The following is a 7,121-nucleotide window of genomic DNA, read 5'->3' on the forward strand; positions in this document are numbered from 1 at the left end:
GTCGCATACAGAACCCAGCTTACACAGAGCGCCTGAATAGGCTTTTATGAGTGTCCAAGATTTGGGGGCCAGTTCAGATTTCAGACGACCTTTATTGAATAAAAAGGCTGTGGATGATTGTTTATCCACAACCTTTTTGTACGCTGTCTTATCTCAAGCCGCCGGCAGCTCGTGGAAGGCGGACGGCAAATTCTCATCGTCAGAAAATTCCACCCATTCGTAAGCGGTTTCGTCCGCCAAAACCGCACGCAATAAAGCGTTGTTGATGGCATGGCCGGATTTGTAGCCTTCGAATGCGCCGATAATCGGGTGTCCGACGATATACAAATCGCCGATGGCATCGAGGATTTTGTGGCGGACAAACTCGTCGGGATAACGCAAACCTTCCGGATTCAAAACATCCATGTCGTCAATTACAATGGCGTTGTTCAAATTGCCGCCCAGCCCGAGATTGTGGGCGCGCATCATTTCCACTTCGTGCATAAAGCCGAAGGTGCGCGCGCGCGCGATTTCATCGATGTAGGATTTGCCCGCGAAATCGATTTCAAAAGTGGGCGAGCTGCGGTTGAAAACCGGATGGTCAAATTCGATGGTCAGCGTCACTTTAAAGCCGTCATACGGCGTAAAGCGCACCCATTTGCCCGCTTCCTTGACTTCGACAGGCTTGAGGATTTTCAAAAACCGCTTTTGCGCCTTTTGATCGACAACGCCCGCATCTTGCAAAAGATAGATAAACGGCAGGCTGGAGCCGTCCATAATCGGGATTTCGGGCGCGTTCAACTCAATCAGCGCATTGTCGATGCCGTAGGCGGAAAGCGCGGACATGATGTGTTCAATCGTGCCGACGCGCACGCCTTTGTCGGTTACGATGGTGGACGAGAGGCGCGTATCGTTGATGAGGTAGGGCGTAAGTTTGATGGTTTCGCCCATTTCGCCGTCCAAATCGGTACGACGGAAAGAAATCCCGCTGTTTTCAGGCGCAGGGTGTAAGGTCAGCGCGACCCGTTCGCCCGAATGCAGCCCGACGCCGGTTACGCTGATGGATTTTGCCAAAGTTCGTTGCAGCATAAACCGCCTCCTTATTCAATAATTGGTTTGATGTTTGGATAATACGATAAAAAGGAAAAAATAATCCATTATTTTTAATAGTATTTGCTAATGTAGGCGTTTCAGAACCATAGATTTTTCAGACGACCCTTTGTACCGGTAAGATTATCCACAGTATGCCGTGTAATCTGAGTGGAAAAATCCGATTTTATCCACAGAAAAATTCAAACAATTACAGATTATCCGACTTTGTTCTCATAAAAAACAAAACTTGAACGCAGCCTTTAAATGAATCCAACAATTTGATTATACAATCAGTAATAAGGTTATCCACAAAGCGGGGATACACTCATCACCATCATCATTTTTTTAAATAATTACATATTAATTTTAAAAACAACCAAAATTTATCCCCAAATATGGGGACAAACCGTACCAATCTGTATTTTCAGACGACCTATTTCACGGTTTTTTTATTTAAATCAAACATTTTAAAAGTAGCATCGTGTAATTCTAGGTAGTAGTTTTATTTCAGGCTACAATAGCCCTTATTGAAATTTATCCCTTTCCCTACTGACAGGAGTATCAAAATGAGCATCAAAGTAGCGATTAACGGTTTCGGCCGCATCGGCCGTCTGGCATTGCGTCAAATTGAAAAAGCCAAAGGCATCGAAGTCGTCGCCGTCAACGACCTGACCCCTGCCGATATGCTGCTGCACCTTTTCAAATACGACAGCACCCAAGGCCGTTTCCAAGGTACTGCCGAATTGAAAGACGATGCCATCGTGGTGAACGGCAAAGAAATCAAAGTCTTCGCCAATCCGAATCCTGAAGAATTGCCTTGGGGCGATTTGGGTGTGGACGTCGTCCTCGAATGTACCGGCTTCTTTACCAGCAAAACCAAAGCCGAAGCCCATATCCGCGCCGGCGCACGCAAAGTCGTTATTTCCGCGCCCGGCGGCAATGACGTGAAAACCGTCGTATATGGCGTGAACCAAGACATTTTAGACGGCAGCGAAACCGTTATCTCCGCCGCTTCCTGCACCACCAACTGCCTTGCCCCGATGGCGGCAGTCCTGCAAAAAGAATTCGGTGTAGTCGAAGGCCTGATGACCACCATCCACGCCTACACCGGCGACCAAAACACCCTTGATGCGCCGCACCGCAAAGGCGATTTGCGCCGCGCCCGCGCCGCCGCGCTCAACATCGTGCCCAACAGCACCGGCGCCGCCAAAGCCATCGGTTTGGTTATCCCCGAATTGAATGGCAAACTCGACGGCTCCGCCCAACGCGTTCCCGTTGCCACCGGCTCGCTGACCGAATTGGTTTCCATCCTCGAACGCCCTGTAACCAAAGAAGAAATCAACGCCGCGATGAAAGCTGCCGCGAGCGAATCTTACGGCTACACCGAAGATCAAATCGTTTCTTCCGATGTCGTCGGTATCGAATACGGCTCACTCTTCGACGCCACCCAAACCCGCGTGATGACCGTAGGCGACAAACAATTGGTGAAAACCGTCGCTTGGTACGACAACGAAATGTCTTACACCTGCCAACTCGTCCGCACTTTGGAATACTTCGCAGGCAAAATCTAAAGGATTTCGGATTGGGTAAACCAGTCTGTGGATAAGTAAGAGAAAAGGTCGTCTGAAAACGGGGGTAGAACGAGTTTCTCTAAAACTCAAATCTCAAAGTTTTCAGATGACCTCTTTTTTACCTGCAACCCGCCCCCTCTCCCGTCTGGCGGGAGAGGGTTGGGGAGAGGGTAGCTCTTCCTTTATTGCCGTATATCCGCAAGCCACCCTCATCCTAACCTTCACCCGCCGGACGGGGGAAGAAATAAGGTTGCTGTAGCTGTAAAAAGTCGTCTGAAAACCTTATTTCAAGTTTTCAGACGACCTTGCGTTTTTGACGGATTTGACAATGGTAATTTAGAACGTAACTGCTTCAGCCAAAATTTTACCCGCCAAGTCTTTGGGCGACAGGTTGGGTTCGCCTTGCAGCGGCCATTCGATGCCGGCTGTCGGGTCGTTCCAAATCAGCGAATGTTCGGCTTTCGGGTTGTAATAGTCCGTGCATTTGTAAACGAATTCGGCTTCATCGCTCAAAACGTAAAAGCCGTGCGCGAAACCTTCGGGTACCCACAGTTGGCGTTTGTTTTCTGCCGACAGGATTTCGCCAGCCCATTTGCCGAAAGTCGGCGAGTCTTTACGCATATCGACGGCAACGTCAAACACTTCGCCGACGACGACGCGCACGAGTTTGCCTTGCGTGTTTTCGGTTTGGTAATGCAGGCCGCGCAATACGCCTTTGCTTGATTTGGAATGGTTTTCCTGTACGAAGGTGCGGTCGCAGACGTTGGCCTTAAACCATTCGTCGCGGAAGGTTTCCATGAAGAAACCTCGCGCGTCGCCAAAAACTTGCGGTTCTAAAAGTTTGACTTCGGGTAGGGTGGTATCGATGATTTTCATGAAGTATTCTCAAGTATGGGACAGGTCGTCTGAAAACGGACGGGATGTTACAAACAGACCATTTCGTTTGCCATTTGCTGTTCTAAGGTTTCGCGGCGGCGGATAAGCCGGTATTCGCTGCCGTCCACCAAGACTTCCGCCGCCCGGTTGCGCGCGTTGTAATTGCTCGCCATGCTGGCACCGTATGCGCCTGCGCTGCGGATAACCAGCAAATCGCCTTCTTCGCAGGCAAGGGTGCGGTCTTTGCCGAGAAAGTCGCCGGTTTCGCAAATCGGGCCGACGATGTTGGCGGTCAGCGGTGGGATGTTTTTTGCTTCTACCGCTTCGATATGGTGATAGGCGTCATAGAGTGCGGGGCGCATGAGGTCGTTCATGGCGGCATCGACCATGACGAAGTTTTTTTCTTCGCCGTGTTTGACGAACTCGACGCGTGCAAGCAGCGAGCCTGCGTTGCCGACCAAACTACGACCTGGTTCGAGGATAAGTTTCAGACGACGTGTGCCGATCAGTTTTTGAACCGCTTGGGCATACGCGCCCAAATCGGGGACGGTTTCGTCTTGATAAACGATGCCGACGCCGCCGCCTAAGTCCAAATGTTCTAAAACGATGCCTTCATCAGCCAACTTATCCACCAAAATCAAAATGCGCTCGCAGGCTTCGATGAGCGGGCTTAAGTCGGTCAGTTGCGAACCGATGTGGCAGTCGATGCCGATGATTTTGAGGTGGCTTTGGCGGGCGGCGTGGCGGTAGGCTTCGAGCGCGTCGGCGTAGGCAATGCCGAATTTGTTGGCTTTCAGGCCGGTGGAGATGTAGGGATGGGTTTTGGCATCGACGTCTGGGTTGACGCGCAGGGAGACGGACGCGGTTTTGCCCAAGCGTTCGGCAACCTTTTGAATGCGGTCGATTTCGGGGATGCTTTCCATATTGAAGCATTTCACGCCGGCATGCAGCGCGAACTCGATTTCCGCCTCGCTTTTGCCCACGCCTGAAAATATGGTTTTCGCCGCGTCGCCGCCTGCCGCCAAAACACGCGCCAATTCGCCGCCGGAAACGATGTCGAAACCGCTGCCCAGCGAGGCGAAGTGTTTGATGATGCTCAGATTACCGTTTGCCTTGACGGCGTAGCAGACGAGCGGGGAAAGCGCGGCAAACGCAGTTTGGTAATTTTCAAATGCTTCGGTCAGCGCAGATTGGCTGTACACATAAAGCGGTGTGCCAAATTCTTCGGCAAGGCGGGGGTAGGGGACTTGTTCGCAATGCAGGGTCATATTGGTAAGGCTTAATCGTTGGTTTGATTGGTAGGTTCTTTGGAAGAATGGATTTTCAGGCCGGTTTGGACCACGCCGAAACGCGCCTTGTCGCCTTCTTTGGGCAGGTAGAGGTCGCCTTTGTAACCGCAGGCCGAGAGCAGGAGGGCGGTTGCCGCAGCAAAAAATACGCCGTATTTCATCGGTAAACTTCCTTCATAAGCGCGAATGTGGCAAGATTCGGTATCTTAAACAAAAAACACACAAAAAGCCATGATGACCGAAAGCGAATTCATCCGCATGAGCGAAGAATTGTTCGAACACATCGAAGACCAAATTGACGAAAACGGCTGGGATTTCGACTGCCAGTTTGCCGGAAACGTGCTGACTATCGAAGCGGCGGACGGCACGCAAATCATCGTCAACCGCCACACGCCCAATCAGGAATTATGGATTGCCGCAAAAAGCGGCGGCTACCATTTCGCCGAGCAAAACGGCAAATGGCTGGCAACACGCGACAGCCGCGATTTTTATGATGTTTTGAACGAAGCGCTGAGCGCGGCTTCGGGCGAAGCGGTAAAGATTGACGAATTGTGATCGGACTCAGAAGCCCATCTCACACCCAAAATATTTACTCAAAAGGATAATCCAATGCCCCTGTTAGACAGTTTTAAAGTCGACCACACCCGTATGCACGCCCCTGCCGTGCGTGTGGCGAAAACCATGACCACGCCCAAAGGCGACACCATTACCGTATTCGACCTGCGCTTTTGCGTTCCCAACAAAGAAATCCTGTCCGAAAAAGGCATCCACACGCTGGAGCATTTGTTCGCAGGCTTTATGCGCGACCACTTGAACGGCAACGGCGTCGAAATCATCGACATTTCCCCGATGGGCTGCCGCACCGGTTTCTACATGAGCCTCATCGGCACGCCCGACGAGCAGCAGGTCGCCGACGCATGGCTCGCTTCGATGCGGGATGTCGTCAATGTCAAAGACCAAAGCAAAATCCCCGAGTTGAACGAATACCAATGCGGCACTTATCTGATGCACTCGCTTGCCGAAGCGCAGGAAATCGCGCAAAACGTCCTGACGCGCAAAGTGGCGGTGAACAAAAACGAAGAGCTGACGCTGGATGAAAGTTTGCTGAACGCTTAAACGATATGCTTGAAAAAAGGTCGTCTGAAAACGGGAAACCGGATTTCAGACGACCTTTAGGTTTGGGGGTGTGATATTCCGCTGTCGGTTTGTTTAAGCAGAAAAATATATTTCAAAACTAAAAAATAAAATACGAGAACAAGATAAATACGGGAAGTTCCTATAAGGTTATTCTACAATACACCTTTTATTTATTGCATAAGGTCGTCTGAAATGACGGATTTGTCGAAAGGTCTGATTGCGGCGGCGTTGTCCAATATTTTGTTTGTTGTGTTGTTTTTATACGGAATTTGGATGAAGCCGATGACGGGGACGGAAGTCTTCGCTTGGCGGATGGTGGCGATGCTGGCGGCTTTGTTTGGCCTGATGGGGATGGTGGGCGGCTGGCAGGCGGCAGACAGATTTATACGCGGCGTCGGCCGGGATTGGAAACGCTGGCTGTTGATTTTCCTGCCCACCCCTGTTTTTGCGAGCCAGTTGTGGCTGTTTGTCTGGTCGCCCGTCAACGGGGAGGGCGTGAATGTGGCGATGGGCTATTTTCTGTTTCCGCTGGCTATGATGTTGTGCGGGCGGATTTGGTTTAAAGAACGCCTCAACCGCCTGCAAACGGCGGCTGTCATGCTGGCGTGCGCCGGCGTGGCGTGGGAATGGCTGCGGATGGGTGCGTTTTCGTGGGCGACGGTGTGGGTGTTCGGCACTTATCCTGTGTATTACCTGCTGCGGCGAAGGTTGGGCGTGCCGCCTTTGGTCGGATTGACGTTGGATTTGATGGTGATTGCGCCGTGTGCGCTAGTGTATATCGTATTTTTTACGGATACGTTAGGTTTGATTGCCGATATGCCGGTATTGGCGGGGTTTGTGGTATTGCTGGGAATAAACAGCGCGGTAGCCATGCATTTGAACCTGAAGGCAAATCAATTATTGCCGGTCGCTGTCTTCGGCATGATGAGTTATTTGGAGCCTGTTTTGCTGTTTGCCGTATCGGTAACGTTTTTGGGCGAACCTTTGCAGCCCGGGGCTTTAATCAGCTATGGTTTGATTTGGTCGGGGTTGTGCATGATGATGGCAAACGGGTGGATCAAGGCAAGACAGAAAGCAGTCGATAAAAGATAAAGGACAATAAAAGGTCGTCTGAAAACTGAACTGGCCCCCAAATCTTGGACACTCATAAAAGCCTATTCAGGCGCTCTGTGTAAGC

9 protein-coding genes are annotated in these 7,121 nt (G+C 50.9%); 5 read left to right on the top strand and 4 right to left on the bottom strand.

The window, feature by feature from the left end; translation table 11 throughout:
- Window positions 1-153: 153 nt before the first annotated feature.
- Window positions 154-1,068 carry a UDP-3-O-acyl-N-acetylglucosamine deacetylase gene (gene lpxC / locus AC5M9B_RS03905; RefSeq protein WP_039408946.1) on the bottom strand — a complete coding sequence of 305 codons (915 nt, stop codon included), beginning with the start codon at window positions 1,066-1,068 and terminating at the stop codon, window positions 154-156.
- A gap of 569 nt (window positions 1,069-1,637) precedes the next feature.
- On the opposite strand from lpxC, the gene gap reads away from it, so the two are divergent.
- On the top strand, window positions 1,638-2,642 hold the full coding sequence (gene gap, locus AC5M9B_RS03910; RefSeq protein WP_487648279.1) for a type I glyceraldehyde-3-phosphate dehydrogenase: 1,005 nt from the start codon (window positions 1,638-1,640) through the stop codon (window positions 2,640-2,642).
- A 106-nt stretch (window positions 2,643-2,748) separates the two neighbouring features.
- The gene (locus AC5M9B_RS03915; RefSeq protein ID WP_487648280.1) at window positions 2,749-2,901 is read left to right on the top strand and encodes a hypothetical protein; all 153 of its coding nucleotides are present in this window, start codon (window positions 2,749-2,751) and stop codon (window positions 2,899-2,901) included.
- A 77-nt stretch (window positions 2,902-2,978) separates the two neighbouring features.
- Here AC5M9B_RS03915 and rfbC read toward each other — a convergent pair whose 3' ends face one another.
- The 3 genes from rfbC to lptM are packed head-to-tail and all read right to left on the bottom strand — an operon-like array spanning window position 2,979 to window position 4,968.
- Window positions 2,979-3,518, bottom strand: coding sequence for a dTDP-4-dehydrorhamnose 3,5-epimerase (rfbC, locus tag AC5M9B_RS03920; protein ID WP_070655525.1), 540 nt, complete (start codon window positions 3,516-3,518; stop codon window positions 2,979-2,981).
- A 47-nt stretch (window positions 3,519-3,565) separates the two neighbouring features.
- Window positions 3,566-4,786 (bottom strand): diaminopimelate decarboxylase, encoded by a 1,221-nt coding sequence (lysA, locus tag AC5M9B_RS03925; RefSeq protein WP_209283105.1) that lies wholly within the window; start codon window positions 4,784-4,786, stop codon window positions 3,566-3,568.
- A gap of 11 nt (window positions 4,787-4,797) precedes the next feature.
- Window positions 4,798-4,968, bottom strand: coding sequence for an LPS translocon maturation chaperone LptM (gene lptM, locus AC5M9B_RS03930; protein WP_003755649.1), 171 nt, complete (start codon window positions 4,966-4,968; stop codon window positions 4,798-4,800).
- A gap of 70 nt (window positions 4,969-5,038) precedes the next feature.
- Between lptM and cyaY the strand changes: the two genes are divergently transcribed.
- From cyaY to rarD, 3 genes are all read left to right on the top strand, one after another.
- Entirely contained in the window at window positions 5,039-5,362 is a 324-nt protein-coding gene (gene cyaY / locus AC5M9B_RS03935) for an iron donor protein CyaY (RefSeq protein ID WP_019269809.1), read from the top strand.
- A 54-nt stretch (window positions 5,363-5,416) separates the two neighbouring features.
- Window positions 5,417-5,923 (top strand): S-ribosylhomocysteine lyase, encoded by a 507-nt coding sequence (gene luxS / locus AC5M9B_RS03940; RefSeq protein ID WP_049224669.1) that lies wholly within the window; start codon window positions 5,417-5,419, stop codon window positions 5,921-5,923.
- A gap of 213 nt (window positions 5,924-6,136) precedes the next feature.
- Window positions 6,137-7,036, top strand: a complete 900-nt coding sequence (gene rarD, locus AC5M9B_RS03945; RefSeq protein ID WP_487648281.1) for an EamA family transporter RarD — start codon at window positions 6,137-6,139, stop codon at window positions 7,034-7,036.
- Window positions 7,037-7,121: the final 85 nt, after the last annotated feature.

This window comes from Neisseria flava (assembly GCF_982712965.1).